Source organism: Testudinibacter crocodili (genome assembly GCF_006228025.1).
Classification (GTDB): domain Bacteria; phylum Pseudomonadota; class Gammaproteobacteria; order Enterobacterales; family Pasteurellaceae; genus Chelonobacter.
Genome location: NZ_VDHF01000106.1, coordinates 1 through 1959 on the forward strand (window position 1 = coordinate 1; position 1959 = coordinate 1959).

At 55.6% G+C, this 1959-nt stretch carries 2 protein-coding genes; both read left to right on the plus strand.

Going from position 1 to position 1959, the window contains the following annotated elements:
* The coding region (locus FHQ23_RS10995) for a DUF3304 domain-containing protein (RefSeq protein ID WP_139614366.1) at positions 1-749 on the plus strand (749 nt) is incomplete at its 5' end.
* 69 nt (positions 750-818) lie between these two features.
* Positions 819-1959: DUF2235 domain-containing protein (locus tag FHQ23_RS11000; protein WP_176552313.1), on the plus strand; the 1141-nt coding region annotated here is incomplete at its 3' end.

Here is a 1959-nt window from a genome sequence, read left to right on the forward strand (position 1 = left end):
TGAATAAAACCATGCTTGCATCGTGCGGCATCCTGCTGGGGCTAAGTTTAAGCGGCTGTAGCAGTGCCTACCAGCCTTTTGCCGGCATCGTCGGCGGGAAGAACGAATCTTATTTTGCCCCGGTAGAGGCCTTGGTTTACACTGATGACAATATAACGGGCGGCAATGTGAATGGCGGCTGCATTCCCGGTACCAATGGTGTAGACTTAGACCAAGTGGGCAAACGGCGCTATGGCGGCGGTGATACTTGCGGGGGCATGACAATCCCCGCCACCTGGCGGCCGGGCTTGACGGTAAGAGTGCATTGGCGTGTTAGTCCCTACCCTGACTGGTCTCCGGGCTATTATCCGCGGGAGAAAGGGGGGGGGTTAAATCAGGAGCAACTAACGATTATGAAACAATATGACGAAAGCTACACCGCCATCGTCCCCCTGCCGCCGCCACCGCCGAATATCGGCACGAACTTAGGTAAGTCCGGCGGCATCACGGTTCATTTCCTGGCCTGCAACCAGTTGTTTATTGATTACGGCAACACCTACGAGGATAAACTGTTTAAACGGGATTATGGGTTGATGGCCAAAAGCCTAAAGCTGTGTTCCAAGCGCCCAGTGGTGAAATCGATGGCGGATTACCGCAAGCATAAAGCACGGATGGACGAGGTGCGTTTGGAGCGGAAGAATATCCCGCAAGTGATTTTGCCGCAGTATATCCAAGAGCTTAATGAAACGGGTATCTATCCTACGGAGTGAATCGGGTCAATACACCTTCCGGCAGGGCATCAGTAATTCCGGCAGTGATTTATTTGAAAGGGTACAGCAATGGCGGAGCAAAACAATACACCGCAAAAAAAAGAGTCTGCAACCTTTGGGTTCGGCAACCTCAGCAGCGTCAACAGTTCAAAGATTATAAACACCACTAAGCCATCAGCGGGCAAAGGCGGCGATGCCTTCGACAAGGCGGCCGAATTTGTTGGCGGCGTCGCCCAAACACTGGCCGATGCGTTGCCCGTGCGGGAAACCTTTACTTGGCCGGGGATTGCGCAGCCGGAGGCGTTTCCGGAAACCTCCGGCGGGCGGCTGCCTGCCAGCATCGCGGCGATACAGCAAAACCGCGGTGGCACCCGCTTTACTAAAGATGCCCAAGGCAAGCCGGAACCCCTTTGCCAGAAGACCTTAAAGATCAGCTTCTTCTTCGACGGCACCAATAATAACGAAGAGGCGGATGAGAAGGTGTCCGGCGCCGCACCGCCCGCCGCGGCCGCCACCAACGAGAAGCCCGCACCCCGGGCGGCACGGATTGCCCCGTATACCTATCCGCGCACCACCAATGTGGCACGGCTGTTTCATGCCTGTATGGGCGCCGGCGGCCGGCCTGATCAGAGCAATAATGGCGATGATGACGAGATGATTAAACGCGGCTGGTTTAAGCACTATATCCAAGGGGTGGGAACGCGCTTTAAGGAAGTGGGCGATTTGGACCCGGGGATGTTCGGCGAAGCCTTTGCCAAATTCGGCCAGGCACGGATTAATTGGGGGCTAACCCGCTTGTGTGACAGCCTGGGGCGCAGCGGGCTGTTCCAACAAACGAAACGCTTGGAGACCGATGACGCCAAAGCGATGATACGCAATATGGGCAGTGCGGCGGGGCGCAAGACCGAATTGGATCAATTTCTGGCTACGCTGCCTAAAAAAAACACCCAAATCCATCCCAAAGGGATGGTTTTGTATGTGGTGGGTTTCTCACGCGGGGCGGCGGAGGCGCGCACCTTTGTCAACTGGCTGTTGGATTATTTGCTGGAGCGGCCGGAGAATGCGGCGTTTAAAACCCGGCTGGAACATGACATCGCGGCGCAAAAAGAAAAAGAAAAAAATGACGATAAAGACAAAGACAAAACGAACACCGGCGCCTTAGCCGCCACCCACCAACAGGCTGCCGCCAGCACTACCACCTCCCCCGCCA